This is a genomic window from Peribacillus sp. NJ11 (assembly GCF_030348405.1).
Lineage (GTDB): Bacteria > Bacillota > Bacilli > Bacillales > DSM-1321 > Peribacillus.
Genome location: NZ_JAUCFO010000001.1, coordinates 3,186,708 through 3,213,373, shown reverse-complemented (window position 1 = coordinate 3,213,373; position 26,666 = coordinate 3,186,708). Strand labels below are relative to the sequence as shown.

29 protein-coding genes are annotated in these 26,666 nt (G+C 41.0%); 1 reads left to right on the top strand and 28 read right to left on the bottom strand.

The window, feature by feature from the left end; translation table 11 throughout:
- Positions 1-17: 17 nt before the first annotated feature.
- The 15 genes from QUF86_RS15915 to QUF86_RS15845 all read right to left on the bottom strand — a co-directional run bounded on the left by QUF86_RS15915 (position 18) and on the right by QUF86_RS15845 (position 13,953).
- Positions 18-695 (bottom strand): GntR family transcriptional regulator, encoded by a 678-nt coding sequence (locus tag QUF86_RS15915; protein ID WP_289315856.1) that lies wholly within the window; start codon positions 693-695, stop codon positions 18-20.
- A gap of 219 nt (positions 696-914) precedes the next feature.
- On the bottom strand, positions 915-2,099 hold the full coding sequence (locus QUF86_RS15910) for a pyridoxal phosphate-dependent aminotransferase (RefSeq protein WP_289334832.1): 1,185 nt from the start codon (positions 2,097-2,099) through the stop codon (positions 915-917).
- Between the two features lie 19 nt (positions 2,100-2,118).
- A complete protein-coding gene (locus QUF86_RS15905; protein WP_289315854.1) occupies positions 2,119-2,595 on the bottom strand; it encodes a cell wall elongation regulator TseB-like domain-containing protein in 477 nt (158 codons plus the stop codon).
- Between the two features lie 18 nt (positions 2,596-2,613).
- A complete protein-coding gene (locus QUF86_RS15900; RefSeq protein ID WP_064505144.1) occupies positions 2,614-2,784 on the bottom strand; it encodes a YpmA family protein in 171 nt (56 codons plus the stop codon).
- A gap of 155 nt (positions 2,785-2,939) precedes the next feature.
- Entirely contained in the window at positions 2,940-5,720 is a 2,781-nt protein-coding gene (dinG, locus tag QUF86_RS15895) for an ATP-dependent DNA helicase DinG (RefSeq protein ID WP_289334831.1), read from the bottom strand.
- 191 nt (positions 5,721-5,911) lie between these two features.
- Positions 5,912-6,295, bottom strand: coding sequence for an aspartate 1-decarboxylase (gene panD / locus QUF86_RS15890; protein WP_289315852.1), 384 nt, complete (start codon positions 6,293-6,295; stop codon positions 5,912-5,914).
- A 25-nt stretch (positions 6,296-6,320) separates the two neighbouring features.
- Entirely contained in the window at positions 6,321-7,169 is an 849-nt protein-coding gene (gene panC, locus QUF86_RS15885; protein WP_289334830.1) for a pantoate--beta-alanine ligase, read from the bottom strand.
- Complete coding sequence (gene panB / locus QUF86_RS15880) at positions 7,166-8,002, bottom strand: 3-methyl-2-oxobutanoate hydroxymethyltransferase (protein ID WP_289315850.1); 837 nt, start codon at positions 8,000-8,002, stop codon at positions 7,166-7,168. Before panB ends, panC begins: the two co-directional genes overlap by 4 nt.
- A gap of 341 nt (positions 8,003-8,343) precedes the next feature.
- Positions 8,344-9,324, bottom strand: a complete 981-nt coding sequence (locus QUF86_RS15875; protein ID WP_289334829.1) for a biotin--[acetyl-CoA-carboxylase] ligase — start codon at positions 9,322-9,324, stop codon at positions 8,344-8,346.
- Entirely contained in the window at positions 9,309-10,502 is a 1,194-nt protein-coding gene (locus QUF86_RS15870) for a CCA tRNA nucleotidyltransferase (protein ID WP_289334828.1), read from the bottom strand. The genes QUF86_RS15875 and QUF86_RS15870 overlap by 16 nt, the downstream gene beginning before the upstream one ends.
- 13 nt (positions 10,503-10,515) lie before the next feature.
- Positions 10,516-11,655 carry an N-acetyl-alpha-D-glucosaminyl L-malate synthase BshA gene (gene bshA, locus QUF86_RS15865; protein ID WP_289334827.1) on the bottom strand — a complete coding sequence of 380 codons (1,140 nt, stop codon included), beginning with the start codon at positions 11,653-11,655 and terminating at the stop codon, positions 10,516-10,518.
- A gap of 4 nt (positions 11,656-11,659) precedes the next feature.
- The gene (gene bshB1, locus QUF86_RS15860; RefSeq protein WP_289334826.1) at positions 11,660-12,373 is read right to left on the bottom strand and encodes a bacillithiol biosynthesis deacetylase BshB1; all 714 of its coding nucleotides are present in this window, start codon (positions 12,371-12,373) and stop codon (positions 11,660-11,662) included.
- Entirely contained in the window at positions 12,357-12,782 is a 426-nt protein-coding gene (locus QUF86_RS15855) for a methylglyoxal synthase (RefSeq protein ID WP_289325594.1), read from the bottom strand. Before QUF86_RS15855 ends, bshB1 begins: the two co-directional genes overlap by 17 nt.
- An 18-nt stretch (positions 12,783-12,800) precedes the next feature.
- Positions 12,801-13,601: a 4-hydroxy-tetrahydrodipicolinate reductase gene (gene dapB / locus QUF86_RS15850; protein ID WP_289334825.1), complete on the bottom strand. Its 801-nt coding sequence runs from the start codon at positions 13,599-13,601 to the stop codon at positions 12,801-12,803.
- Entirely contained in the window at positions 13,594-13,953 is a 360-nt protein-coding gene (locus QUF86_RS15845; RefSeq protein WP_289325596.1) for a nucleotide pyrophosphohydrolase, read from the bottom strand. The genes dapB and QUF86_RS15845 overlap by 8 nt, the downstream gene beginning before the upstream one ends.
- Before the next feature lie 167 nt (positions 13,954-14,120).
- On the opposite strand from QUF86_RS15845, the gene QUF86_RS15840 reads away from it, so the two are divergent.
- The gene (locus tag QUF86_RS15840; RefSeq protein WP_289315842.1) at positions 14,121-14,993 is read left to right on the top strand and encodes a YitT family protein; all 873 of its coding nucleotides are present in this window, start codon (positions 14,121-14,123) and stop codon (positions 14,991-14,993) included.
- Between the two features lie 155 nt (positions 14,994-15,148).
- Here QUF86_RS15840 and QUF86_RS15835 read toward each other — a convergent pair whose 3' ends face one another.
- From QUF86_RS15835 to aroH, 13 genes are all read right to left on the bottom strand, one after another.
- Complete coding sequence (locus QUF86_RS15835) at positions 15,149-15,823, bottom strand: zinc metallopeptidase (protein WP_289315841.1); 675 nt, start codon at positions 15,821-15,823, stop codon at positions 15,149-15,151.
- 85 nt (positions 15,824-15,908) lie between these two features.
- On the bottom strand, positions 15,909-16,694 hold the full coding sequence (gene ypjB / locus QUF86_RS15830; RefSeq protein WP_289315840.1) for a sporulation protein YpjB: 786 nt from the start codon (positions 16,692-16,694) through the stop codon (positions 15,909-15,911).
- 120 nt (positions 16,695-16,814) lie between these two features.
- A complete protein-coding gene (lhaT, locus tag QUF86_RS15825) occupies positions 16,815-17,411 on the bottom strand; it encodes a lipoprotein heptaprenylglyceryl N-acetyltransferase LhaT (RefSeq protein WP_289327342.1) in 597 nt (198 codons plus the stop codon).
- 179 nt (positions 17,412-17,590) lie between these two features.
- The gene (locus tag QUF86_RS15820) at positions 17,591-18,358 is read right to left on the bottom strand and encodes a menaquinol-cytochrome c reductase cytochrome b/c subunit (RefSeq protein WP_289315839.1); all 768 of its coding nucleotides are present in this window, start codon (positions 18,356-18,358) and stop codon (positions 17,591-17,593) included.
- Positions 18,359-18,414: 56 nt separating this feature from the next.
- On the bottom strand, positions 18,415-19,089 hold the full coding sequence (gene qcrB, locus QUF86_RS15815) for a menaquinol-cytochrome c reductase cytochrome b subunit (protein ID WP_034307974.1): 675 nt from the start codon (positions 19,087-19,089) through the stop codon (positions 18,415-18,417).
- A 3-nt stretch (positions 19,090-19,092) separates the two neighbouring features.
- Complete coding sequence (locus tag QUF86_RS15810; protein ID WP_289315838.1) at positions 19,093-19,596, bottom strand: ubiquinol-cytochrome c reductase iron-sulfur subunit; 504 nt, start codon at positions 19,594-19,596, stop codon at positions 19,093-19,095.
- Positions 19,597-19,756: 160 nt separating this feature from the next.
- Entirely contained in the window at positions 19,757-20,218 is a 462-nt protein-coding gene (locus QUF86_RS15805) for a YpiF family protein (protein WP_289315837.1), read from the bottom strand.
- 162 nt (positions 20,219-20,380) lie between these two features.
- The gene (locus QUF86_RS15800) at positions 20,381-20,932 is read right to left on the bottom strand and encodes a ReoY family proteolytic degradation factor (protein WP_289315836.1); all 552 of its coding nucleotides are present in this window, start codon (positions 20,930-20,932) and stop codon (positions 20,381-20,383) included.
- A 41-nt stretch (positions 20,933-20,973) separates the two neighbouring features.
- Entirely contained in the window at positions 20,974-22,245 is a 1,272-nt protein-coding gene (locus QUF86_RS15795) for a tetratricopeptide repeat protein (RefSeq protein WP_289334824.1), read from the bottom strand.
- A gap of 373 nt (positions 22,246-22,618) precedes the next feature.
- A complete protein-coding gene (gene aroA / locus QUF86_RS15790; protein ID WP_289315834.1) occupies positions 22,619-23,905 on the bottom strand; it encodes a 3-phosphoshikimate 1-carboxyvinyltransferase in 1,287 nt (428 codons plus the stop codon).
- 23 nt (positions 23,906-23,928) lie between these two features.
- Positions 23,929-25,032 (bottom strand): prephenate dehydrogenase, encoded by a 1,104-nt coding sequence (locus QUF86_RS15785; protein ID WP_289334823.1) that lies wholly within the window; start codon positions 25,030-25,032, stop codon positions 23,929-23,931.
- A gap of 47 nt (positions 25,033-25,079) precedes the next feature.
- A complete protein-coding gene (hisC, locus tag QUF86_RS15780; RefSeq protein ID WP_289315832.1) occupies positions 25,080-26,192 on the bottom strand; it encodes a histidinol-phosphate transaminase in 1,113 nt (370 codons plus the stop codon).
- Between the two features lie 81 nt (positions 26,193-26,273).
- Positions 26,274-26,642: a chorismate mutase gene (gene aroH / locus QUF86_RS15775; protein WP_095389661.1), complete on the bottom strand. Its 369-nt coding sequence runs from the start codon at positions 26,640-26,642 to the stop codon at positions 26,274-26,276.
- Positions 26,643-26,666 lie beyond the last annotated feature (24 nt).

Genomic DNA, 26,666 nt, shown 5'->3' with positions numbered 1-26,666 from the left:
AAACAAAGCCTAGATCATCAAAGTGCCTGATCGTGATTAGTTTCCGACCTCTGCTTGAATGTACTTATGGCATTCAGTTTATGCTTTCTCACCAATGATTCAATATCTTCAAAAGAAGCTTTTTCCTTTAAAAGCCTTATGATGCTTTCATGTTCACGAATGGATTGGACTGCGCGTTGCGGCACCATGGTGAACATTGACTTTCTGACTCTATTCATTCTTTGTTGCGCCTGTTTAATTTCCTCTATTAAAAAGGAATTTCCGCACCTTTCATAAATTTCAGCATGAAAACACTCGTTTAACTTACCAAACAGCTCTAATTCAAAGTTATGGAGCGCTTTTTCCATTTCTTTGTTTAATTTAATTAGATTTTCAAAATCATGATCATTCATCGTTAAAGAACTGAGTGCGGCTGCATAGCCTTCAAGCAAAGATAAAACAGAAAGAGTTTCAATGTATTCGCTCTCATTTATGCTTGTAACCACTGCTCCACTATAAGGCTTATATTGAATAAGGCCGTCAGATTCAAGTTGTCTGATTGCTTCCCTGACAGGAATCGGACTTAAACTAAGTTCTTTTGCCGTTTGATCGATAATGATCCGCTGTCCAGAACCGTATGTTCCATCCAAAATTAATTTACGAAGGTGTTCATAAGCAATTTGCTTTTTGCTGGGGTTTTTGTTTTTATCTTCCATATTTTCATCATATATGAAATCATATATGATTGCAATCGGTTTTTATTAAAAATCATATATGATTTTCCTTTGCAAGCTTGATTTGCATTATATAATGTTCAGTTACCTATGGAAGGTTTGATATGATAAAAACTCCCTTTAAAAGGGAGGGTTAGTAATTCCACTAAAAAAACCTGCAGACCCTGTTGTAGCCAGGTAGTCTGCAGGTTTTTAAAAAAATTATGCCATTTTTGATTTAACGAATGAATGGATTCTTTCAACGGCTGCTTCCAGCAATTCCAATGAAGTTGCATAAGAGAGTCTGATGTTATCAGGTGCACCAAATCCTGAACCTGGAATAACAGCCACTTGTGCTTCCTCCAGCAATGCAGTCGTAAACTCTTCGACATTGCTGTAACCCGTTAATTCAACTGCACTTTTAACGTTCGGGAATAAGTAAAATGCCCCTTGTGGTTTAATGCAGCTAATACCCGGAATCTCAACCAATTTATCATATATCTTATTCAAACGGCCTTCAAATGCCTGACGCATTTCTTCCACAGGCTCCTGCGAACCTTCATAAGCGGCAATCGCTCCATATTGAGCGGTTGTCGTAGGGTTGGATGTGCTATGGCTAGCGAGGTTCGTCATTGCCTTAATGATGGACTCTTCACCGACTGCATAACCAATTCTCCAGCCAGTCATCGAATGCGATTTAGATACACCATTGATGATGATCGTTTGCTTTTTCAATTCCGGTGAAATCTCTGCAATGGATGTATGTTTAGCATTTCCATAAACCAACTTTTCGTAAATCTCGTCGGAAACGATCAAGATATCATGAGCTAGGCAAACTTCCCCGATAGCCGCTAGTTCTTCCCTGGAATAAAGCATGCCCGTTGGATTGCTTGGCGAGTTGATGATAACAGCTTTGGTTTTTTCGGTAATCGCTTGTTCTAATTGTTCCTTAGTGATTTTATATTGGTTTTCTTCCGTTCCGACAACATAAACTGGCTTTCCGTCAGCAAGCTTGATTTGCTCAGGATAACTTACCCAATACGGTATCGGAACAATCACTTCATCTTCTTCATCCAGGATCGCTTGAAACAATGTGTAAAGTGCGTGCTTTGCACCAGAGCCAACTAAAATTTCAGAAGGTTTGTATTCCAGGCCTTGATCACGCTTCAATTTAGCTGCAATTGCTTCTTTTAGCTTCGGCAGACCAGCGGATGGCGTGTATTTTGTTTGACCTTCATTCATGGATTGAAGGGCGGCATCTATAATATGTTGGGGCGTATTATAGTCTGGTTCACCTGCCCCCAAACCAATTATATCAAGACCTTGGTCCTTAAGTTCCTTTGCTTTTGCCGTGATGGCCAATGTTGTTGATGGGGTTAATGACTGAACCCGGTTCGCTAATTTCATTGTAAATTAATCCTCCATTCTAAATGCTTCGATAATACTTAAGCCATTCCCCAGTTTTAAAATCGTAATAATCATAGTTAAAACGCTCTGATTCATCAAGATAAGTTACTTCCCAAAGCGGAACGTTCTTTTCCATGCCTAGCTTAACTGAAATGATTTTTTGGGGATTGAGATTTTCATTGACAATGCTTAAGATTTCTTTTTTTGATTTACCATCTTTATAGTTTTCCACTACTATTTCTTTCTTCTTGTCCTCAGGAAGCCAGACTATTTTTTTAGTCCCTTTTTCTCCCTTACCAATGATGACAGAGTATGAATCCTGCCCATTATAAAGGTAGAATTCTTCCATGGTCACAAGGCCGCCCTCTTCCTTCGCCTTTTTAAAAGCCTCATCACCAGCTTCTTTTTTAGGCTGCAACGCTTTAATATATGCCCCGCTGACAAATCCGATAAAACAAAGGACCAGGATAGAAGCAATAATCAACCATTTTTTCAATGCTGCTTTTCCCTCTTTCTATGTACGATAAATTGTAAATATCGCTTTTTCTTGATCTTCGGAATCCAATGCCAGACCGAACATTAAATCATCTTTTTTCAATGTTCGGTTCAAAGAATCCACAATTTTATACAGATCAGGAGAATGTTGCAACCTGACTGTTGAAATTACTTCAATTTTACTTTCCATGAAAACGCCCCTCCATTTTTAAATATTGTCAACAACCACTGGTATGAAAAGGATTTGAAGGCTTTACCACCTTTCACATTATACCAGTTCATAAGTTATTTTTCTTTATAAATTGATAAAAATTCAATTGGATTAATGAATAATCTAAAGATTCTTTATATCCACTCTTCTATCATATCAGCCATTTCTATTATTGAGGCTTGGTGCCAGTCGACTGCCGGAATGGCCTTTTGAAATTCGGGACCATATTTGGCAGTGACGATGCGGCGATCAAGAATAACCAAAATCCCTTTATCTTCTGGAGTTCGTATAAGCCTGCCGAATCCTTGTCGGAACCTTAACAGGGCTTCAGGTAAAGAATACGCAGAAAAAGCATTACGCCCTTGCTTCTCGAGAAGTTGGCATTTTGCAGCTGTCACTGGTTCATCCGGAGGAGAAAAAGGCAGCCTGACAATGATTAAACAAGATAAATCCTCGCCTGGTATATCGACGCCTTCCCAAAGGCTGGTTGTCCCAAAAAGGACGGCTTTTTCGAAATTTTGGAAATTCCTGAGCAGCCTCATACGGCTTCCACCAGAAATCCCTTGTGCAAACAGGGTGAACTCATCCAGGACACCAGTGTCTTTAATGGAATGATACGTTGCCCGCAGCATCTCATGGGAGGTGAACAATACCATCATCCTGCCTTTAGCTGCCTGAGCGGCGGCAATAATATGGTTTGCTGCGGTTTCCGAGAATTCCTCCACCGTTAAGCAATTGATATCCGGTATATCATTTGGAACCAGAACCTTTACGAGTTCCTTATAAGGAAAGGGCGAAGGAAAACTCGCTGTCTGAATAAGCTCATTCTCTAAACCGAGTTGTTCTTTAAAATAATTAAAAGAATCCTTCACCACAAGGGTTGCTGATGTCATGATCACACTTTTTTGGCGCCCGAAATAGGAATCCCACAACCATTTACTTCCTGAAATCGGCTGAACCGTAAGAGTCACCCCGTGCTGAGGTGTTGAATTCGTATAATCAAGCCAATAAATATTTTCTTCATGAGGCTTAATGAAAAATTCATGTAGGGAGTCCCTGGTATCCTGCAAATGCCCAAGCAGCACTTCAATATCATTTAAGTAAAATAATGAATTTTTACCCAAGGGGGACTCTTTATTCAATAAAAGCGCCAATCTTTTCTCTAATTCCGTGATGATATAACCTAACAAGTCAACCAATCGCTCAGCCACCAGGATCGCTTTACCCCATCTGCCATCATCTATTTTGAATGAAAGCCGTTTCGGACTCATGGAACGGGAAAGTTTTTCCGCCTGACTGGAGATGTAATAAAAAAGCTGTTCGAATTCATAGGAAAAGTCACTAAGCTTTTGATCTAATTCATGCGAAGACTTCCCATCCGTCAGTCCATTATTTAAGAGTAACCTGTCCAATTTGTACAATAATTGCTTTTGATCTGATGTCCCTAGTCTATTCAAAACCGTCTTCACCGAAATATAATTAAGCCTGCTCCCAAGCTGTTTAGATGCAGCCTGTTCCAAATGGTGTGCTTCATCGAGTATCAGATACCCTTTCTTGGGAATCAAAGCGTCTTCTGTAAGTAGATCCGTCATTAAAAATGAGTGATTAGTGATGATGATATCCGCCTTGGTCGCCGTTTTTTTTGCCCTTTCAAAAAAATCCAATTCTAGCCAGGGCTGTTTTAAACCGGCGTATGTAAGACCATCACTTTGCAGCCTATTCCAAAACAGTTGACCGCCGCTTGTGAGATTCAATTCATCTTTATCGCCTGTTACGGTTTCAGTAAGCCAAACCAATATCTGCATTTTAGTTAATGCCGTTTCATAATTATCTTCCTTTTCACGCAATGCCCTTTCGAACTTTGCCAAGCTCAAATAATTACTTCTTCCCTTTAACAAAACAGCTTGAAAGGTAAAAGGAAGGATTGACTTAAGCTTAGGGACTTCGTTTTGGAGAAGTTGATCCTGTAGCTGAAGCGTATACGTCGAAATGACGACCGGTTTTTGATGTTTCCTTGCAAAATAAACGGCTGGAAGCAGGTAGCCTATGGATTTTCCAATACCTGTCCCAGCTTCAATGATTGCATCTTGGCTGGATTCGAAGGAATGGTGAATCATGTTCATCATATCAAGCTGACCGCTTCTTGCTTCAAAAGCAGGGAATGCACTTTGAAGCATGGCGATCTTTTCCTCATCATCGAGCGGGAATTCTGACTCCGTGTCTTTATGGTCACTCTCTTCTTCGGCCTTTTTAAATGCAAGGCCCCTATGAGTTATAAGATCTGGTGAATGGACTTCTGCTTTAGCAAGTTTGCTTGCTATGCAAGCATCTATCAATTCGGAAATCTCACTTTGTAAGGAATAAGATAATCGATATAATTGTTTAAGCGTCATCAACGGAAGATTCATCAGCTTTTTTTTCAATTCCAATAATAATAGAGCGGTGGCATATGCATCACTATCCGCTTGATGGGGCCTGGAATGATCTAGGTTTTCTTCTTTAGCCAGCTGGTGCAGCTTATATCCATCGGATGTTGGCTTTAATATTTTCGCTAATTCTACTGTATCAAGGGTGGAACCATAAAACGGCTCAAACCCACAGCGTACTAGTTCTTCCTGTAAAAAAGATAAGTCAAATAAAACATTATGGGCAACAAAACAAGCCCCTTCTATCAGCCGGGCAATATTTTCTGCGACATCTTCAAAGTCAGGTGCATTTTTTACCGTCTCGTTGCTTATTCCGGTCAATTCTTCAATAAACAAGGAAATTTCCTGTCCAGGGTGGATGAATGTCGAGTATTCATCAACAATTTGGTCATTTTCGATGACCACGCCAGCAAATTGAATAATCCTATCCCCTTTTTTTGGAGAATTCCCTGTTGTTTCCAAATCGACCACTACATATCGTTGCATCATGAATTGTACACCTCAAACTTCGCTTTCTCCACTTCCTGATGGAATTCTCTTATCTTTTTTATACCATAATAATCGTAATAAAGGAAACAAGCCGTTCATCATACCTATTCTAAAACCCGTTCCACCATTCATCATCAGCCGAAAAGGGCCGGCACCCGTGCATGATTCATGCACAAGTGCCGGCCCTCCGCTTACATGATTGTAGCTGCAGGTTCTTTTGAAATCAGTTCAATGATTTTGTTATTTTCATCCATGATCGCAACTTTTGGTTGGTGATCTCCCAGTTTATCCTCGGCAACCATCACGTAAGAAATGATTATCACGATATCATCCGGCTGCACCAGTCTTGCTGCCGCTCCGTTCAAACACACGACACCGCTCCCCCGTTCACCCGCAATCACATACGTTTCAAGTCGAGCACCATTATTATTGTTCACGATGGTGACTTTTTCATTAGGCAGAATACCCACCGCATCGATTATGTCTTCATCAATTGTAATACTGCCAACATAGTTCAAATTAGCTTCAGTTACCCGTGCACGGTGGATCTTTCCATTCATCATCGTTCGAAACATCACATTTCCCCCTGATCTTCATGAATTATTCTACATTTAAAGTAATATTATCAATTAGCCTTGCATGCCTGAACTTAACGGCGATTGCAATGATGACGTTTCCAGAAAGCATTTCAATTGGTTTAAGTTCCGGATATTGATAGATTTCAATATAGTCGATCACCCCATTTGTATGGGCACCAATATGTTCACTTACCAGAGCCGTGACGGTTGCAGTATTTCTTTCACCTGATATAACCGCATCTTTGGCCTTTAATAAACTTTGGTACAGCTCTTTAGCTTCCATTCGTTCCTGATCTGATAGGTTAACATTTCGCGAGCTTTTCGCTAACCCATCTACTTCTCGTACGGTATCTACAGCTACAAGCTGGATCGGGAAATTAAAGTCTTTGATCAATCCATCTATCACGGCGACTTGCTGGGCATCCTTCTTCCCGAAGTAAGCTCTATCAGGAAGGATGATATTGAAGAATTTCGTCAAGACCGTCGCTACACCATCAAAGTGTCCAGGCCTTTGTCTCCCGCATAAACAATCCGTCCTGCTTTGGACAACAACTTTGACTGATGGTTCTTCACCGTACATTTCGTGGACTGTTGGATAGAAGAGATAATCCACTCCGGCATTGGCTGCGACATTTTCATCCCGTTCCAAATCCCGTGGATATGTTTCAAAATCCTCATTGGGTCCAAATTGCAACGGATTAACAAAGATACTCAATACCACAATATCATTTTCTTTGCGAGCCTTTTCCATTAGAGTTGCATGCCCCTCATGTAAAAAGCCCATTGTCGCTACATAGCCAATGCTTTTGTGATTGCTTTTTTCCTCCCGGAGCGCCTTTTGTAAATCTGCTGCTGATGTAAAAATTTTCATCTTTTCCCTCCGTAAAGTTCTGTAAGCTGCTCTTCCTTCATCGTAAATGAATGTTCTTTCGACGGAAAATCTTTAGATTTCACTTCATTGACATACCTTGTTATCGATTGGCCAATCAGTTCATTCGCATCTCCATAAACTTTTACGAATTTTGCAACCCGATCTACCCCATACTTGATGACATCATGATAAACGAGGACTTGACCATCCGTGTCTGCACCTGCCCCAATTCCAATGGTAGGAATCCCCAGGTTCCGTGTGACGAGTTCCCCCACTTGATATGGTACACATTCAAACACTACTGCCATCGCACCCGCCGCCTCACACTTTTTCGCATCTTCCACAAGCTGTGCTGCAGCTTCGGCGTCTTTTCCTTGCACTTTATATCCGCCCAGAACGCCGACTGATTGAGGAGTCAAGCCAAGATGGGCTACAACCGGGATGCCCGCCTTCGTCAATGCTGATATTTTATATACAACATCGTCTGCTCCCTCAAGCTTTATGGCATCCGCATGACCTTCCTGCATGATACGGGCTGCATTCTTAAGTGTTTCATCCATGGATAGGTGATAGCTCATAAAGGGCATATCAGTCACGACAAATGTATTTGGGGCCCCGCGTTTTACTGCTTTTGTATGATGGATCATGTCATTCACCGTAACAGGGATCGTAGAGTCATAACCCAAAACGACCATTCCTAAAGAATCACCGACTAAAATCATGTCTACACCTGATTGTTCGGCTAACTTTGCCGACGGATAATCATAAGCCGTAAGCATGACAATTTTCTCTTGATTTTGTTTCATTTTCAAAAAATCTCCGGACAATTTCATTACGTTTCCTCCTTTTTGTTGGAGGAGATGAAAACATCAGAGTAAACTGGTGTCTATACATTCATACGCAAAAAAAGACTGACTAAAAAAGTATCTGTTTAGCTAAGAAAAATGGCTTAAAAAGCCAGATTCCGTTCAATAAACAGCACTTGTCATTTTAGTCAATCCCTTTGTTCCATCAGAAGTTTCATCCCTCCGTCCCAGTCCAATCTCTGGATCAAGGCAGATTTTCAAATAATTTGGTATTTATGGGGGTGCAGTTCACATGAGATACTGCCCACTTGCATTATATCAAGCCAAATTCAATAATTCTATTTATTTTTCGCGGATTTGACAAAAATCTACTGAATTTCAATATCTGCAGAATAAATCGAATGTACTTTTCCTTTTCCGTCTTCAAGAAGTAAAACACCTGAATCCGTTATGCCCAATGCTTTTCCGACAATCGTGTCATTGACGGTACTGGCTTTGATAACCTGTCCAAGGCTGATCGCATAACTCTCCCATAGGTCCTTTATTGGCATGAAGCCTTGTTCTAAATAGAGTTCGTACAAGTTTTCCAGACGAAACAATGCTCGTTGAATGACCTTGGACCTTGAAACCATCCCTCCACTTTCTATGAGAAGGGAAGACGCTTTTTCCTGCAGTTCTTCAGGAAAATCCTCCAATTGCTGGTTGATATTCATTCCAATTCCGATAATGACAGAATGGATTCTATCTGACTCCGCCTGCATCTCCGTCAGGATGCCCACCACTTTCTTGCGATTCACCAAAATATCATTCGGCCACTTTATTTGTGGCTTCAAATCAGTGGTATCCTCTATAGCCTGAGCCACGGCGACCGCGGCCAATAATGTAAGTTGTGGAGCCTCATGAATCGGGATTTTCGGTCTTAGTATGAGACTCATCCATATGCCGCTGAATTTTGGGGAATGCCAAGATCTCATCAATCTTCCTTTTCCGGATAACTGTTCCTCGGCAACGACGAGGGTCCCCTCCTGAACACCTTCATTTGCTAGTTGATGCGCAATTTTTTGAGTGGATTCCACAGTTTCCTGATAGTGGATCATTTTGCCGATCGTTTTTGTTTCCAAGCCAAGTTGTATTTCGCTTTCTGACACTTTTTCCGGCGCTGATATGATCCGGTAGCCTTTTTTCCTAACGGCTTCAACATTATAACCTTCACTGCGCAGGTCTTCTATATGCTTCCATACTGCCGTACGCGAACAACCAATATATTCTGCAATTTCCTGACCGGATATAAATGCACCATCCGCTTTTGAGAGGGCTTCCATCAACTTTGTTCTTAACTCAGATTGCATTTCTCCAGCCACCTCTTTATTTCTTCTTTATCATTTCTTAATTCTTCATTCAAGACAGCTTTCAATATTATTTCCAAGTATTCTTTCACCCATGGACCTGGTTTCTCTTGATGCCAATTCAATAAATCCGTCCCCGTTACGGCAAGATCCGACATATGTTTAATAATGAGTTCATTGTAGCGTAGATGTGCATTCTCCTCTGCACGCGATACATTTCCCCCAGTCAGTGCTGCCCTGACTTTAGCAGCTTGTACAGTTACGCCATGACCTGCCTGAAATACATCGATAGCTGAATTTTCAAAAGAGGGTTCTTTCTTTACTAGCTGTATGATACGTTGAACGTTTCTTATCGTTTTCAATGGCAGCTTCCATGCCCTTAATGACTCTTCCATTTCCCGATCACTTGTATGAACCATGATTACTGACCATATTTCTGCCACTTTAAGCTGATGAAGCGGAAGATTTAGTAATTTACTTAAATGCTCCTTTTTACTGGAGAATTGAGGCAGGTATCGATATAATCCGCTTTCTAGCAAGAGTGAGAGAGCCCTTAACTTATTGGATCCGGCCAATAACTTTTCAAATTCAACCAGGATTCTTTCGACAGCGATTTCACTGATGATCTGGGCGTTTTCTTTAAGAGAATCAAAGGTTTCTTGATCCAGTTCAAAATCAAGTTGACTGACGAACCTTAATGCACGCATCATTCTCAAAGCATCCTCATGAAACCTTTCATGCGGGTTGCCAACCGTGATGATCCTTTTTTCAGTCAAATCACGCTTTCCATTAAATGGATCGATAATGTTTCCGGACTTATCCATGGCCATTGCATTCATCGTGAAATCTCTTCTCCGTAAATCCTCAGTCAAAGAACGGACAAATTGCACAGAATCGGGTCTGCGGAAGTCCGAATACCCGCTTTCCGTTCTAAACGTCGTAATTTCGTATGTACCCGAATCCGTAATTACAAGGACTGTTCCATGGTCAATCCCGATATCAGCCGTTTTAGGAAAAATCAGTTTGATTTCCTGGGGTGTTGCGGAAGTAGCAATGTCCACATCGTTGATGGGCCTGCCGAGGATATAATCCCTTACTGAGCCACCAACGAAATAGGCCTCGAATCCTGCTCCTTCAATCAATTCGAGAATGGGTACTGATTTTAAGAATAACTGATCCATCAGCATCCCCTCCCTATTCCATAGATTTACTTTCAAGTGCTTGAAGGTAGATGGCTTCATACTCTGACATGATTGTAGCCGAATGAAAATCGGTATTGGCCCTTTCCATCGCAGCCTCAGAAAAGCGTTTATGCAAAATCGGGTCGCTTAAAAGTCCAATCGCTTTTTCTGCAACCATTTTGACATCACCCAATTCACAAATATAACCAGTCTCCCCATCTACGATGACTTCAGGAATTCCCCCGATATTCGTCCCGATACAAGGAACTCCACATGCCATCGCCTCGAGAAGCACGAGTCCGAAACTCTCCTTTTCAGATAATAGGAATATCAGATCACTGATTGAATATAATTCGGCAAGGTTATCCTGCTTGCCAAGAAACAAGACCGATCCATCGATCCCAAGATCTTTAGCCAATTTCAAAACGGTTGTCACTTCCGGTCCGTCACCTACGAGTAGAAGCTTGGCAGGCATTTTCTTTTGTGTTAAATAAAAAGCCTGGATGACATCTTTCACACGCTTGACCGAACGGAAATTCGAGACGTGTATGATCACTTTTTCATCTTCCCTGATTCCGTATTCATCCCTCAGGTATTCTGAATTGGATTTATGGTAATCCCTTTCATCAATAAAATTATAAACGGTTTTGATTTCCTTATCCGGTGCGATTAATTCATGCGTTTCCTGGACAAGGGAATTAGATACCCCTGTAACGACATCGGACTGCTCTATCCCGAATTTTATCAAATTGGTCAATGAGGGATCATGGCCTAATACGGTTATGTCCGTACCATGCAGTGTGGTCACGATCTTTACTTCATTACCTGACATCTGTTTTGCAAGGATCGCACAAACAGCATGTGGAATTGCATAATGAACGTGAAGGATATCTAGTTTCTCCCTTTTTACGACATCCGCTATCTTGCTGGCAAGGGCCAGGTCATATGGTGGATATTGAAAGACTGAGTAAGAGTTCACTTCAACCTGGTGATAATAAATATTACAGTACATCTTATTCAAGCGAAAAGGGAGGCTTGATGAAATGAAATGTATTTCATGTCCTTTTTCTGCAAGCATTTTACCTAATTCAGTTGCTACGACACCAGAACCCCCAACTGTAGGGTAACAGGTAATTCCAATTTTTAATTTCATAAGATTATTTTTCTCCTAACAAGTCGGCATCGATCAGTAACGGTTTTTTTGTCATGAATCCTTCCGCATAGGCGACACCCACTTCTTTTCCGAACATCCGCTCCCGTGCCTCCACTGTCTCGATATAGCCATTCACTAGCGGGGTTTCAACAGTTCGTTCACTTTTATCGAATTGGCTGCCATAGGCTCTAAGACTATCCAGCTTTTGTGATATTGAAGAAGTGATGTCCACGACGAAGTCCGGTTTGTGAAAACCATTTATCATATAATAGTACATATTCTGGACACGATGAGAATCCAGGCCTTCTTCTTCCTTATACTTTCTGACTCCTGCCGAAAAAACTGCTTCTTCGACCAATTTGGCACAGTTTCCATGATCGGGATGGCGATCTTCAAAAAAAGGTGCAAATACAAGGGCAGGTTTATATTGACGAATGACTGTAATGATTTGATCTATGTATTCCGCTTTCATATATAAACCCCGGTCGGGTAAATCAAGGGAAATCCTTTTCACCCCAAGGATTTCAGCAGCCTTATCCGCTTCCTCCTGACGCAATGGAACGGTTCCATTGGATGACATTTCAGCTTTTGTCAAATCACAAATGACAATTTCCTTTCCTTGCTTCACATATTTAGCAATCGTGCCGCCCATACCTATTTCAACATCATCCGCATGCGCGCCGAAAGCCAGGATATCTATGTTACTTTTGTTTATCATTTATCTCACCTTGTTTTTTCCGTAGTTTTAGCCAGTCCATATACCCATGTTTCAAACCTTGTATCAGCACTTCTGCCGTGCCCATATTTGTCGCTAAGGGAATTTCATAGACATCGGATAGGCGTATAAGCGCTGATACATCCGGCTCATGTGGCTGTGATGTCAATGGATCGCGGAAAAATAGGACCATATCCATTTCTCCGCGCGCAATCATTGCACCTATTTCCTGATCTCCGCCAAGAGGTCCTGAATGAAAACGATGGACAGGCAGTGATACTTCTTCCATAATTCTTTTACCAGTCGTACCTGTAGCAAATAATTCATGCTGCTCAAATACAGCTTTATAGGCTGTTATAAATTGAATGATATCTTCTTTTTTCTTATCATGGGCAATTAAGGCAATTCTCATCGTAAATCCTCCTTCTCCCTATTCGATAATATTTTCCAGTCCGTATACAAGAACATCCAATTTCATGACGGTATCGACAGCTAGTTTGACTCCTGACATGAAGGATGCTCGATTAAAGGAATCATGTCGGACGGTCAATAGCTCTCCCTCACTTCCAAAAAGCACCTGTTGATGAGCAACTAGGCCCGGAAGCCGTACACTATGGATATGCATACCGTCTACATTTGCTCCTCTTGCCCCCTGGATGGTTTCTTTTTCATTTGGGTGTCCTTGTTGTTTTGTTTCACGTACCGCTGCAATCATATCTGCCGTTTTGGAAGCCGTACCAGAAGGTGCATCCAGTTTTTGATCATGATGCATTTCGATGATTTCCACATCCGGGAAATACTTTGCGGCCATTTGTGAAAACTTCATCATCAAAATGGCTCCGATTGCAAAGTTTGGCGCGATGATGCAGCCGATGCCCTTTTCTTTTGTAAGTGAATCAAGCTTCGCTAAATCTTCCTTTGTAAAACCTGTCGTCCCCACTACAGGGCGGATGCCATGATTAAGTGCCGTTTCGGTATGAAACATCCCCACTTCAGGTGTAGTTAAATCGATCAATACGTCTGCTTCTACAGAAGAAAAGCATTCATTTATATCCGAAAAAACAGGTGCTTCAATACCGTGGAAACCTTCTATTGCGGAGAGGCTTTCCCCGTTATGCTTACGATCTATGACAGCGGCCAATTCAAACCCTTCTGTCCCATGTACGAGCTTCACCGCTTCATTTCCCATTCTGCCACGAGGACCAGCTACAATCACTTTCACTTTACTCATTTTTACCTTCCCCTTCCATTTCCTCTTCTTTTCTTGTCCATCTATCTTTATCACGGGTTGTAAACTTTTCCATGACCTTATCATGTGAGCTTTGAAGGTCAATCCCTAAAGAATTGGCAAAACAAATTAACACAAAAAGCATGTCCCCCAATTCCGCTTCAATACTATTCTCTTCCTCAGTTGGTTTCTTCGGTTTTTCACCATGGTAGTGATTGACTTCCCTAGCCAATTCCCCAAGTTCTTCAGACATGCGGGCAAGCATGGCCAAAGGGCTGAAATATCCTTCTTTGAATTGTCCTATGTATTGGTCGACTTCCGCTTGCATTTGTTGGAGCGTCTTTTGCTTTTCCATATAGTCACCCATTCTTGATTTTCGTTTTCAAACATTATACCTTCTCCATGTTAGCTAAAAGTGAAACGGATGACAACAGATACGTTTGTGAATCAAAATTGCCCATAGTTGGTTAATTAGTTATAATAAGTAAATTACTGATATGCTAACCTTTGGAGGTATGGGACATGCTTTTGGGCTTAAAATTGAAAAATACTATATTCATCCTTTTTGGGGCTGGAATCTTCGCCTTTGGCCTAGTGCATTTTAACATGCAGAACCACTTGGCCGAAGGCGGATTCACCGGTCTCACCTTGATTATATATCAACTTATCGGGATAAATCCTTCTTATTCTAATTTGATTTTGAATATTCCCCTATTTTTAATAGGGTGGAAATATTTAGGCCGCACATCTTTCTTTTATACGATTATCGGAACAGTCGGCCTCTCCGTTTGGCTCTGGGTTTTCGAGAGATACCAAATCGATATCGATCTCGGAAACGATTTGATGCTGGTGGCATTGTTTGCCGGGGTCTTTGTTGGTGTCGGGCTCGGGATCATCTTTCGTTACGGAGGGACAACAGGCGGAGTAGATATCATTGCCCGTTTTGCCCACCGTTACTTAGGAATGGGCATGGGACGGACCATGTTCATCTTTGATGCAGTTGTAATTGGCCTGTCCATCCTTACCTACTTGGATTACCGGGAAGCGATGTATACCCTCGTTGCCGTATTTATAGGCGCTAGAGTAATCGACTTTATGCAAGAAGGAGCCTATGCAGCCAGAGGTGCAATGATCATTAGTGAGAAGAACAAGGAAATTGCCGAAAAAATCATGAATGATATGGAGCGGGGCGTAACGGTATTACGGGGATACGGGTCCTTTACACGCAATGACCGGGAAGTCCTCTATTGTGTTGTTGGGAAAAATGAGCTTGTCCGCTTAAAAAATGCCATAACATCGGTGGACCCTCATGCATTCGTATCTGTAAGTGAAGTGCATGACGTATTGGGCGAGGGCTTTACACTTGATGAGAATAAGAACCCCATTGAAAGGTAATCGAGGGGCTGGTGGCATACCGAATGGAATGTAATCCTTTTGAATGTTTCCCCGAATACCTGACTTTTATAAGCAATGTACAACAAATATTTTTAAAAAGCGTTTATAATCGCATGTTAAAAAGGACCCCATCCCATGATGGCGTCCTTTTATCATTAATCTTCTTCTCTCATTCCTGTATACATAAGCAGAAGACGAACTAATTCCAGTACGGCTACAAGAGCGGCAGCAACATAAGTCATTGCAGCTGCACTTAATACTTTTTTCGTTTCCCGTTCTTCATCATTTCGGATGACCCCAACTGAAACGAGTTGATCCATCGCGCGCGAAGAAGCATTGAACTCAACCGGCAGAGTTATCACTTGGAAGAGAACAGCGGCTGCCATGAAAACGATACCCGCCAATAGCAGCCCAGGAATTGAGGCTAACATCCCGATTAAAATTAAAATCCAAGATATGTTAGAACCAAAGTTAGCTACCGGTACTAACGCATGGCGGAAACGTAAGAATGCATATGCTTCTTTATCTTGAATCGCATGTCCAACTTCATGGGCTGCAACCGCTACACCGGCAACTGAATGGCCATGATAGTTATCTGTTGATAAACGCACCGTTTTATCCCTTGGATCATAATGGTCCGATAGCATTCCAGGTGTCTCTTCGACCCTGACATTGAACAGTCCATTTTGATCCAAAATGGCCCGCGCCGTCTCAGCACCATTCATACCAGAAGAAGCCGGTACCTTTGCATATTTTTTATACGTGCTTTTCACTTTCATTTGTGCATAAATCGGGATTAAAATGATAATCGCCAAATAAATGAAATACATGGTATCCTCCTATGACTATAATTACTCTTAATTCTATGGATTGAAGGCACCCCTGTCAAATATAGTGTTCTCTTCCCCTGTCTTTTTAATCATTATGTTCTTTCCTTGGTTTCTCCCTATCACCTTTATATTTTCTCCAGCCTACATAAGAAAGCGTCATGATGATGATACTGCCTGTCGATATGATGACCCACCAAAGGGAAGGATCTGCATCATCTTCCCCCATTTCATCAAAAATGGAGGTTAGTTCGCTTTGTAATGCATCCAGTTCCTTTTGACTCTCTCCATCACTGATTACTTCCGGTCGGTATTGGTTGATGTATTGAATCCTCGTGTCCAGTTGCTGCATCGTTTCTTTAGAAAGGTCGACTTTCAAGCTAGGATATATCATTTCATATTGTGAAAGGAATAAGTTCAATTGGCTATTGAATGTAATCGTGTCTTGATTGATGGCTGCATTCTTTGTCTGCTGGAAAGAATTCATCATTTGATCCTCCATCTCTGTCCAAAGGGGCTGATGGGTAGACTTGACCGCATCAACGACGAGCCGGAACTTTGTTACAGAATTAACCTTTTCGGAATCTCCCTTATTCATATCCTTTATTGTCATCAACGCCTCATTATGAGCTACAGTAATAATTCGAAGTTCGTCCATGTCAAGGATCTGCTCTTTCGCTGTCTCTTTTAAAAACCGGTCAGAAAAAAACGTCAGCATCTTTTCCGAATCACCATATCGCTTCAACTTGGCCATTTCCAAGGCACTATCGGAAATGTTATCTAATTGCTCCAAACTTGAAGAGGATTCTGCATAGACAGGGAAATGTAAGACGACAAATAAAACAGCAATGGTTAATATGAATTTTTTCAACATGCTACTCGTCCCTCCTCATATCTCTACTAAAACGATATGAAAGAACAAACATGAGTAGACCTCGTTCAACATAAAAAAAATTAACCCTGCTTTTACAAAGCTGTATACAGGGTTAACTTTTTAATGGATGAAGGATAGGGTGATTCGCTTTTTTCTATATCCAAAATACCAGCCGACAAAAATGGAAAGTATGCTGAGCCAAAAAGTAAAATAACCTATCGAGTTCATATATACCAATAGATCACGATATATTGGCATCATTTCAAAAACATAATCGATTATGTCATTATGTATGGTCCAAATCCCTGCGACTATCAAATGCCAAGGTTTTATTCGATAAAATGGTGCATATAATACCCCTTGAATCGCCATTCCCAAATGAGAAGCCATTAACATATAGCCTTCCCATGGCAATGAACCGGTTGTCACTAATGTCATTAGATTCATAACAACTGCCCATATACCATATTTGAATAGTGTTATTATCGCCAACGCTTCCATAAGTCCAAAATTTCTTTTTAATAGGAACCCCAATAAAACAAATACAAAAAACAGGCTAGCTGTCGGGCTGTCCGGTACAAAAGCCAAAAAAATGGCTGGAGTGTTTTCCAATTGACTTCCGTACCAATAATATCCAAAGGCTGTTCCGAATATATTTATTATTAATAACAAAAAGAGCATTTGCCGATTTGCAAGCCAACTGTAGATAACATTCATTCTTTTACCCTCACTTACATACTCATGTATACTCATTTTACATTCCATCACCTTGAAAACCAAGCATTCATTTCAATTTCCTTTCATTTACGCTTCAATTTACCAATAAAAAAGCCGACAACCGTAGTCGTCAGCTTTTCATTTACAGCATATGAAAGAAAATGCTGTTGATGGTTATATTATTTTGCTGATAATCCAGATACAAATTCAGCTAATGTTGCCAATTCCTCATCTGTACCTTTAAACATGCCAGCTGGCATGGCACCCTGGCCTTTGACAGCGATTTTAGAGACTTCTTCCGGACTTAAACCAGTGTCAATTAAGCTTGGCGCTCCTGCTCCACCAGTTAATTCTGCTCCGTGACAGCTAATACAGCCACTAGAATCCATCAGTTTATACCCATCGCTTTCTTTATCAATGTCTGCACCTTCCACGATTGCTCCTTGTTTCTTGGAAGCTTCCCAATCGTGATGTGCCGCAGACTCCCATGTTAAATAGAAAACACCAGCCATCGCCAATAGCATGAAGCCTACAGCAAAAGGACGTTTCGCCGGGCTCCGCTCTGGACCACGATCTAAAAAAGGCGCCAAGAGCAATGCTCCGAATGCCAAACCAGGTATTACCAGAGCCCCGATTGCATTATAAGGGCCTGAAGCATAAGTATACTTAAGTAATTGGTAAAGGAATAGGAAATACCAGTCTGGCAGCGGAATATACGCTGTATCTGTAGGATCTGCTATCCTTTCCAATGGTGACGGATGTGCGATTGTCAGGCATAGGTAACCTACAAGGAATACGGCTCCGACCATCCATTCTTTTAAAAGGAAATTAGGCCAAAATGCTTCAGTTTTCCCAGGATATTCAGAATAATCTTTCGGAATATTCGGTTTACGGTCCGCGGAGATACGCGAGTCACCTACGAATTTCATACCTTTCCCACGATGCATTGAACAATTCCCCTCCTTTATGAAAAGGTTTTTTTGGTTCTTGATTCACCATTCTTTTATAGTGGTCCTGAAATACCTTGTTTTCGGATCATTAGGAAATGAGCCGCTAGTAAAGCAAATAATGCTGCAGGCAGGAAGAATACATGAATTGCAAAGAATCGTGTCAATGTCTGTGCTCCAACGATGGTTGGATCTCCTGCTATCAATGTCTTGAGTGCCGGTCCCATTAACGGTACCGATTCGACAATTGTCAATGTAACTTTCGTTGCGAATAGCGCTTTCATATCCCATGGCAATAAATAACCAGTCAAGCCTAATGCCAGCATGATGAAGAAAATCAATACGCCGACCATCCAGTTCAATTCACGCGGTTTTTTGTAAGCTCCCTGGAAGAAGACACGAAGAGTATGTAAAAACATCATAACGATAACTAGACTTGCTCCCCAGTGATGCATACCACGGACAATTTGACCGAAGGCAACTTCATTTTGCAAATAATAAACAGATTCCCAAGCGTTTTTAATGTCCGGGACATAGTACATCGTCAAGAACATGCCTGACAAGATTTGGATGACCGTAATAAAGAAAGTTAACCCACCAAAACAATATACGAATGCAGAAAAATGATGTGCGGGGTTAACATGTTCAGGAACCTCATGGTCAGCAATATCCCGCCATAATGGCGTAATATCTAAACGCTCGTCCACCCAGTCATATAACTTTGTTAGCAATGTTTACGCCTCCCCATGCGGTTTTAGTTGACCCAAATAAAGAATTCCATCTTTTTCTTTCGTGCCATAGACATCCAATGGTGAAACCGGCGGTGTCCCTTTCACGTTCATTCCATCTTTCGTATACCTGCCGTAATGGCAAGGACAGAAAAATTGATTCGGATTAGACTTATCCGTATTCCATGCTACCGTACAGCCTAAATGCTTACAGATTGGAGATAATGCAACGATATTGCCATCATCCGTTTTGTAAACCCACGCTGTATTTGTTTCTTCAGACTCATACCACCCATCGACCTGCTTGAAACTAAAGTCGACACGGGTTGGTTCGGTAGTCAGTTCACTTACCTTCTGCTTAGTTGCAATGTAATCCCCGCCTTTATCTGCTGATAATACAGGATCAATTGCAAACCTAACCATAGGCATCAACATACCGGCCGCCATAAATCCACCAACGCCAGTAAGTGTGTAATTAAGGAATTGACGTCGTGAAACATTCTTGCTCATGCGTTTTCCCCCCCTCTATTACTATACTGAGAGCCCAAAGGACCAATAAATAGCAACACTATAAAACTAGGACATTTCCATGATATCTCAATAATTTACCAAGGTCAATATTTGTAAAACCCAAAAGGTGGCAACAATGTGTCAAATAATGCGAAAAATCCTACTTTTTTTCATTTTTCCAATTATAAGTGAATATATCAAGGATCTGGAGAACCTGCTGGTTAATCATTTCCCTGGCTTGTTCAATTTCAAGCCCCTCCAAGGGGACGGCAGGAATCCATACTAAATTATTTTCCAATTCCCGCTCTTCCTTTTTCCACTCGAAATCTGATGTAAGAAAAAAGACGTGCTTGAAATTATTTTCTTTCACTTCATTGGCCCAACCCTTTAACCGCTTAATCTTATCCAATTCATCACTTAAATAATGAAATGTTGGCAATAAAAGAATTCTTCCTTTCATCTGCTTTTCAAGTTCCAAGCTTAAAATGGTAAGAAATTCATTCATTGAACCCGTTTGCTTCATTTGCGCTCCAAAAGATAGGGGAACCAAAGGAATTAATACGGTATCCACATACTCTTTAGATTGCATATACATGTCAAGATCTTTTGCTGTCCACTTCATGCTTTTTCTTCACTCCCGATTTTTTAAATCAACTCCTTATCATTTTACCATTATTTTTATAACATCTTTACCATATACCCATAGTCTTTACAAAAATGTGGATTTTATCAATGTTTTATAAAAAATAAAAACCTTTCCTGATTACGGAAAGGTCATTTTATTTCATCCAAGTACTTTTAGTTGATTCAATTGTTCGGTTAAATCCTTAAATGCTTGTTCATCATGCTTATCAAGTGCTTCATCGATTTCCTTCAGCAGACGATCCCTTTGAAAATAAAGCATGCTTTTTTCTAAAAATTGTTCAGCCAGCAGCTGATCTTTTTCGTTCGATGCCGTAGATTTCGGCATGAAGGGATTGTTTTCCAATACCGCTGCATATTGATAGGAAGAGTAAGCGGATTTAAAATTGAGCTGAATATAAATGTCTTCATCCCGATTTAACCGGATATCATGAAAAGATTTCTCTGCATCGGTCGTCATGATATTGGACTTATAGAACCTGAAAGGGACTTCATCCACACAATGTGTCGACATAATTAGTCCGCGTGGGCAATATTGGGCATTTTCTACAAAATGAACCTTTTTCATTAGTTGATCATGACTCATTAAGTAATTCAATATCCACACGCATTCTCTTCGTTTTAGTTGATAATGATTTAAAAACCACCGAATAAAATCCTTCTTCTCATTCACAGAAACAGGGGCAGCCACCATGAATTCCCTCCTCTGTCTTGATTTAGTTTCATTTCCCTTATCTACAGTTCATCTGTACTTTCACCTAGCCGCTCCAAAATCATCGCATACTCATCATTTGCTGGGTTTATCTCAAGCAGCTTATTAAATACTTCTCTAGATGTGGCTCTGTCTCCTTCTTCAATTAAAAAGAAACCATAGTCTTCCAGGAAATCTTGATTGTTCTTGAATGAATTATATGCTTTATGATAGCTGGTTAATGACTCTTTAAATTGTTCGGTGTGTTGATAAGATACAGCAGCTATCCAGTCAAACTGCGGATCATCCTCTCCATACCGCCTTACTTCACCAATACACTCGAGTACATCTTCATACCTTTCGTGGTGCATATACAGTTTCAAGAGGGTAAGTGCAGCTTCCAGGTATCCTGGATCAATGGCAAGAGCTTCTTTAAATAGATTTTCCGCCTCTTCATCAAGTCCGCTTTTCAAGGCAATTTTTCCACCGAAGAAGTAAAGTTCCTTATTGAATTCATCAGCCTTGATTCCTTCTTTGACCGTTTTCAGGGCATTTTCCAAATCCTCAAGATGTTCATGACTCTTTGCCAGGTATAAATAAAGGGAATGGTATTCATGATCTAATTCTTTCAATTCAACAAACTTTCGTACCGCTGTCTCATAAAGACCTGCCTGAAAAGCCGTAAATGCATATTCAAATAGGGTATTGATTTCAAGTCCATCATTCAAGGCCTTTTCAAAGTGCGGAAGGGCCTCCTCGAATTTCCCGGAACTGCTTAATGCTTCAGCAAGCCTCTGATTGACATTAACTCCAGCGATTTCTTGTTCCTGTTCCAAAACCTTTATGTAATTTGCAATGGCTTCCTGATCCCTTCCTTGATGAAAGAACAGTTCAGCTAGCGCAAAATCAATGATGATCTCATCGGGAAGTATTTCCTTTGCCTGTAGTAATTTTCGTTCACTGACCTCATCCATCCCCTGTAATTGATAAAGGTCCGCTTCCAAAAGCAAAGCACTTGGATATACTTCATCATCTACACTTACTTTTTCAAGCATCAGCATCGCTTCATCTTCCTGGTCCATGTCAATCAGGATTTCCGCCAACGAAACAATCAATTCTCCTTCATCAGGATAGAGTTCCAGAAGATGTTCAAAAAGATCCTTTGCCTCCTCCACAAAACCAAGCTGGAGCATTTCCTCGGCCAGCAACAATATGTCCTCTGCTGACTCTGATGATTTAATTCGATTTATATGTTTAAGAGCGTCTGTTAATTCCCCTTTTTTTAAATGCTGTATAACTTGTTCCACTGTGTTCATTGTTGATTCCTTCCTTTTGCATGATTGACTTGGTCTCTAGTCATACACACTCACGTCATTATGTGACATTTTCTGCCATAAAGAACAAAATACCCATGTTGTAATAGTGAGATGCATAGTAAACAGTATTTATTATTTTACCATACTGTAGCCCTGTATTCCATTGATGAAGTCCCCTCCTCATTCTCATTAAAAAAAGGTTACTAGTTAATTCTCCATGATACATTCATTCTCCTTTTTGATCAGGAATCCCTTTTTCATAATTTTCATGATTAATACAGGCAAAAACGCCTAAATGTTAGCGCTTTCAACACTTTAGAGCGTTTAAAAAAAAGTTTACAGACCAAATAAGGTTTGTAAACTTTTTTAATATTTACTTTATCAATTCCGTCAAATGCTCAAAAAATTGTGGATATGATACATCTATGGCATCAGGGTCGGCAAGTTCCACTTCCCCATCCGTTATCAAAGCTGCCACAGCGAGCATCATTCCGATACGATGATCTCCATGGCTTGTAACCGTACCTCCATTCAGGGCATTACGTCCTTTGATAATCAATCCGTCTGCTGTCGGAGTTATATCTGCCCCCAGGATGGAAAGCTCATTTGCGACCGTATCAATTCGATTGGTCTCTTTCACTTTTAGTTCTGCTGCATCCTTGATTGTCGTTATCCCTTCAGCCTGTGTTGCCAATAGTGCAATTACCGGTATTTCATCTATGAGACGGGGAATCAGATCACCGCTGATGGTGGTTCCTTTTAGTCGGGAGCTTCTGACAATGATATCTCCTGCAGGTTCACCTACGCTCGTCTTCTTCTCAATCGTAATGTCCGCCCCCATCGATTTCATGACTTCGATGATTCCAGTTCTGGTCGAATTAAGACCCACATTCTTTAATACCACTTCGCTATTTTCCGTAATCGCTGCAGCCACCATGAAGAAAGCCGCTGAAGAAATATCACCCGGCACATGGATGGCCGTTCCTTTGAAGACTTGATTTCCGCTTACTTTAATCGTTTGACCGTCTTTTTCGATTTTCCCGCCAAACTCTTGGATCATTCGTTCTGTATGATCACGGGTCTCTTCCGGTTCGATAATGATCGTTTCCCCTTCAGCCTGTAGACCAGCCAGGATTATCGCAGATTTGACCTGCGCACTTGCCACAGGTAATTCATAGCGAAACCCTTGTAGTTTGCCTCCTCTTATGAAGAGCGGGGTATATTCGGCTCCTTTACGGCCATCAATGACCGCTCCCATCTGACGAAGTGGGTTGACCACCCTTGTCATTGGACGTTTGGCTATCGATTCGTCACCAGCCAAAACAGCCGAAAAATCTTGACCCGCCAAAATGCCCATCATTAACCTGATCGTTGTACCCGAATTTCCGACATCAAGCACTGCTTCCGGTTCCTTTAATCCATTAAAACCCTTGCCTTCAATTCTGACGTGCTGGCCTTCTTGTTCAATATGGACTCCAAGCTGCTTAAAACAGGAAATCGTACTTAAACAATCGGCTCCTGGAAGAAAATTAGTGACTGTCGTTTCCCCCTCGGCAAGGGCTCCGAACATTATCGAACGATGGGAGATGGACTTGTCTCCCGGTATGGCAATCGAACCACGTAATGATTGGATGTTCGTTTGTAATTTTTTTGTATTCATACAACCATCCTTCCCTATTAATATCATGCTAGAATCGTTTCATAATCTGTATGTCTTGAGATACAATCCGCGGCTTTTATGCGATCAACATCCGTTTGGAAGCTGATGACCAGCACTCCATATATCTCTTCCCTGGTTTCTATGATCCTTATGTTTGTAATGCTGATACCTTCTTGTGCCAAATATCCGGTAATTTCAGAAATTATCCCGGCATAATCCGGTATATCGATATATAAGTCATAAAACGCTGGTATGGCGCCTTTCGCATGGGTTGGCAAATCATCCCTGAAAATCTTTGCATCAGTAAAGAATCGAAGGATTTCTTCACCATCTTCATCTGCTACCAGCCCTTTTATATGCTCCATTTCATTAAGCCAATCATTCATTAATTCTAGTAACACATCCCGGTTATGTAACAAAATGTCACGCCACATTTCCGGACTGCTTGAAGCAATTCTTGTAATATCCCGAAAACCACCTGCTGCAAGCCTTGAAATCAACTTATTTTCCTTACTATAATTTTCTGCCTGCTTAACAAGCCCCGATGCGACAATGTGCGGAAAATGACTAATGACTCCAGTCAGTTTATCATGGGTAGCAGGAGTGACAACCAAAAAGTTCGCTCTTGTCCCTTGTAACCACTCTTTCAGTTGCTCCACTTTTTCTTCTTCGATGGAATCACCGGGAGTAAGCAAATAAAATGCATGTTCAAATAAATGAAGTTTGGCTGCTCCGGCACCGCTTTTATGGGAACCAGCCATAGGGTGCCCTCCGATGAAGGCCACCCCTTTATCTATCAATGGTTTTGCTGCCTTAACGACTGTATCCTTCGTACTTCCTGCATCCGATATGATTACATCACTTTTTAAATCCATTTCAGCCAATTGAGCTAAAATCTTGACGGTTTCATTTACAGGCACAGCAAGTAGAATCAAATCAGCTTCACATGCTCCCGCTTCCAGAGATGATACAGAATCATCAATGATCCCCAATAGCATCGATAGTTGAATATTCTTTTCACTTAGGTCCGTACCAACAATCACGGCTTCAGGATGTGCATGGCGTACAGCCATGGCCAATGATCCGCCAATTAGACCTAGACCTATTACAAAAACCTTACCCTTCACTCTTCTCTCCCCCGCATCTTTTATGCTCCTCTAGGTTTGATAAAACCTTATAGCAGCGAATCAGAAGGTGCCTCAACTTCATTCAAGAAAGTTTTAATAGCGTTAATCATTCCTTCATTTTCTTCAGTAGAACCAATCGTTACCCTTAGGCTGTTAGGAAAACCGAAAGATTTCCCCGACCTTGCAATGTATCCGCGCTCAAGCAAATATTGAAATACCATGTCGGCATCCTGTTTAAAATGGATAAAGATAAAATTACCTTGTGACGGGTAATAAGCTAAATTTTCTTTACTGCAAAATTCATAGTACCGCTTGAGCCCCTTCTGATTTTCTTCCTTGCATTTTTCAATGAAAGCTTGATCTTCCAAAGCGACTATAGCAATATTCTGTGCGAATGTGTTGACATTGAATGGTTCCCGGGATGGATCCAGTTTCTGAATGATATCCTCATCAGCTAATCCGTACCCTACCCTAAAACTGGCTAGACCATAAATTTTTGAAAATGTACGAAGTATGATCAAGTTTTTAAATTTATTAATCCATTGATTCGTTCTCGGGTAATCCTCAGCCGTTGCATATTCACAATAAGCTTCATCCAGAACGATAAGAACATCTTCCGGAACTTTTTCGATGAACGATAATAAGTCCTGTTCCGAGATGTATTTACCTGTAGGATTATTTGGTGTACAAAGCCAGACAACCGCGGTTTTTTCATCTATAACTTTTAGCATTCCTTCTAGATCATGAGCTCCGTCAATATGAGGAACTTCCCTGATTTCCGCACCTTCAAGCGTGGCATTATGGCGATACTGCGAAAAAGTGCCTGTTGCCATGACCGTATTCTTCCCGGCTCCCAATATGCTTCTGGATATGATTTGAATGTTCTCATCAGATCCATTCCCAAATATAAGCTGAGTTTCTTTCACACCTGTATGTTTTGCAACAGCTTCCCTAAGCATCGTTGCATATCCATCCGGATAGATGGCAAAAGAATGGGTTGAATTCCTAACGGACTCCTTGACCTTTTCCGAACAGCCAAAAGGATTTTCATTTGAAGCTAATTTCGTGATTTTTTCCAACCCGTATAATTTTTTCACTTCATCAGTGGATTTTCCCGGTTGATAAGACTTCAAGGAAAGGACCGCTTCATTCCATTTCATGTCAATCACCTCTATATTTTTATCACTTTAAAGTAAGAAAGTGTGAGAATAGTATATCATATTCATAGTTTTAAAATCATCTTATATCTGCTTTGTCAAATCTGGCCGTAATACCGTAGCTCCTGCCTGATATACATGCTGTATCTCTTTTTGAGATTTCGTCGTATTTACGTGGATCATGACCCGGATGCAAAATGGCAAGGAATTGCTCACCGGTATTTCTTTCATGCATGTAACCGGTACATAAGTCCAGCCTTCGAATTTCCTCAAGGCTTTGGCAGGGAAGACAGAACGAATCTCTTCCGTAGCAGAAAAAAATACAGAAGCCACCATATCGGGATCAATCTCGTTGACCTGAATGATCTCTGCCATCAACTTTTCGACAGCTGAAATCACTTCCATTTCTGTGTCTCTTTCTACTGTGGTGGCACCCCTTATTCCTCTTATCACACATAGTCCCCCTTCTTCTGAACT

What these genes read in the sequence shown, in the direction of transcription:
- QUF86_RS15915 (WP_289315856.1), bottom strand. Translation starts at nt 695, where the DNA reads ATGGAAGATAAAAACAAAAACCCCAGCAAAAAGCAAATTGCTTATGAA.
- QUF86_RS15910 (WP_289334832.1), bottom strand. Translation starts at nt 2,099, where the DNA reads ATGAAATTAGCGAACCGGGTTCAGTCATTAACCCCATCAACAACATTG.
- QUF86_RS15900 (WP_064505144.1), bottom strand. Translation starts at nt 2,784, where the DNA reads ATGGAAAGTAAAATTGAAGTAATTTCAACAGTCAGGTTGCAACATTCT.
- dinG (WP_289334831.1), bottom strand. Translation starts at nt 5,720, where the DNA reads ATGATGCAACGATATGTAGTGGTCGATTTGGAAACAACAGGGAATTCT.
- panD (WP_289315852.1), bottom strand. Translation starts at nt 6,295, where the DNA reads ATGTTTCGAACGATGATGAATGGAAAGATCCACCGTGCACGGGTAACT.
- panC (WP_289334830.1), bottom strand. Translation starts at nt 7,169, where the DNA reads ATGAAAATTTTTACATCAGCAGCAGATTTACAAAAGGCGCTCCGGGAG.
- panB (WP_289315850.1), bottom strand. Translation starts at nt 8,002, where the DNA reads ATGAAATTGTCCGGAGATTTTTTGAAAATGAAACAAAATCAAGAGAAA.
- QUF86_RS15875 (WP_289334829.1), bottom strand. Translation starts at nt 9,324, where the DNA reads ATGCAATCTGAGTTAAGAACAAAGTTGATGGAAGCCCTCTCAAAAGCG.
- QUF86_RS15870 (WP_289334828.1), bottom strand. Translation starts at nt 10,502, where the DNA reads ATGGATCAGTTATTCTTAAAATCAGTACCCATTCTCGAATTGATTGAA.
- bshA (WP_289334827.1), bottom strand. Translation starts at nt 11,655, where the DNA reads ATGAAATTAAAAATTGGAATTACCTGTTACCCTACAGTTGGGGGTTCT.
- bshB1 (WP_289334826.1), bottom strand. Translation starts at nt 12,373, where the DNA reads ATGATAAACAAAAGTAACATAGATATCCTGGCTTTCGGCGCGCATGCG.
- QUF86_RS15855 (WP_289325594.1), bottom strand. Translation starts at nt 12,782, where the DNA reads ATGAGAATTGCCTTAATTGCCCATGATAAGAAAAAAGAAGATATCATT.
- dapB (WP_289334825.1), bottom strand. Translation starts at nt 13,601, where the DNA reads ATGAGTAAAGTGAAAGTGATTGTAGCTGGTCCTCGTGGCAGAATGGGA.
- QUF86_RS15845 (WP_289325596.1), bottom strand. Translation starts at nt 13,953, where the DNA reads ATGGAAAAGCAAAAGACGCTCCAACAAATGCAAGCGGAAGTCGACCAA.
- QUF86_RS15840 (WP_289315842.1), top strand. Translation starts at nt 14,121, where the DNA reads ATGCTTTTGGGCTTAAAATTGAAAAATACTATATTCATCCTTTTTGGG.
- QUF86_RS15835 (WP_289315841.1), bottom strand. Translation starts at nt 15,823, where the DNA reads ATGTATTTCATTTATTTGGCGATTATCATTTTAATCCCGATTTATGCA.
- ypjB (WP_289315840.1), bottom strand. Translation starts at nt 16,694, where the DNA reads ATGTTGAAAAAATTCATATTAACCATTGCTGTTTTATTTGTCGTCTTA.
- lhaT (WP_289327342.1), bottom strand. Translation starts at nt 17,411, where the DNA reads ATGAATGTTATCTACAGTTGGCTTGCAAATCGGCAAATGCTCTTTTTG.
- QUF86_RS15820 (WP_289315839.1), bottom strand. Translation starts at nt 18,358, where the DNA reads ATGCATCGTGGGAAAGGTATGAAATTCGTAGGTGACTCGCGTATCTCC.
- QUF86_RS15810 (WP_289315838.1), bottom strand. Translation starts at nt 19,596, where the DNA reads ATGAGCAAGAATGTTTCACGACGTCAATTCCTTAATTACACACTTACT.
- QUF86_RS15805 (WP_289315837.1), bottom strand. Translation starts at nt 20,218, where the DNA reads ATGAAGTGGACAGCAAAAGATCTTGACATGTATATGCAATCTAAAGAG.
- QUF86_RS15800 (WP_289315836.1), bottom strand. Translation starts at nt 20,932, where the DNA reads ATGGTGGCTGCCCCTGTTTCTGTGAATGAGAAGAAGGATTTTATTCGG.
- QUF86_RS15795 (WP_289334824.1), bottom strand. Translation starts at nt 22,245, where the DNA reads ATGAACACAGTGGAACAAGTTATACAGCATTTAAAAAAAGGGGAATTA.
- aroA (WP_289315834.1), bottom strand. Translation starts at nt 23,905, where the DNA reads ATGAATACAAAAAAATTACAAACGAACATCCAATCATTACGTGGTTCG.
- hisC (WP_289315832.1), bottom strand. Translation starts at nt 26,192, where the DNA reads ATGAAATGGAATGAAGCGGTCCTTTCCTTGAAGTCTTATCAACCGGGA.